This is a genomic window from Granulicella cerasi (assembly GCF_025685575.1).
Lineage (GTDB): Bacteria > Acidobacteriota > Terriglobia > Terriglobales > Acidobacteriaceae > Granulicella > Granulicella cerasi.
The window spans coordinates 1-281 of sequence record NZ_JAGSYD010000007.1 but is presented as its reverse complement, the minus strand read 5'-3'; the positions used below and the strand labels follow the sequence as shown (position 1 = coordinate 281).

1 protein-coding gene is annotated in these 281 nt (G+C 59.4%); it reads left to right on the top strand.

Features of this window, described 5'->3' with window-relative positions; all coding sequences use genetic code 11:
• Positions 1-281, top strand: a 281-nt coding sequence (locus OHL11_RS17210; RefSeq protein WP_263372781.1) for a GTP-binding protein, incomplete at both ends; no start/stop codon positions are given.

Here is a 281-nt window from a genome sequence, read left to right as displayed (position 1 = left end):
GTGGTGTTCCTGAACAAGTGCGATGCGGTGGAAGATCCTGAACTGATCGACCTGGTCGAGATGGAAGTTCGCGAGCTGCTGTCGAAGTACGAGTTCCCGGGCGACGACGTTCCCGTGATCCGTGGTTCGGCTCTGGGCGCACTGAACGGCGAAGCACAGTGGGAAGAGAAGATCGACGAGCTGATGCAGGCCGTGGACGACAACGTTCCTCAGCCTGACCGTCTGGTCGACCTGCCGTTCCTGATGCCGATCGAAGACATCTTCTCGATCTCGGGTCGTGG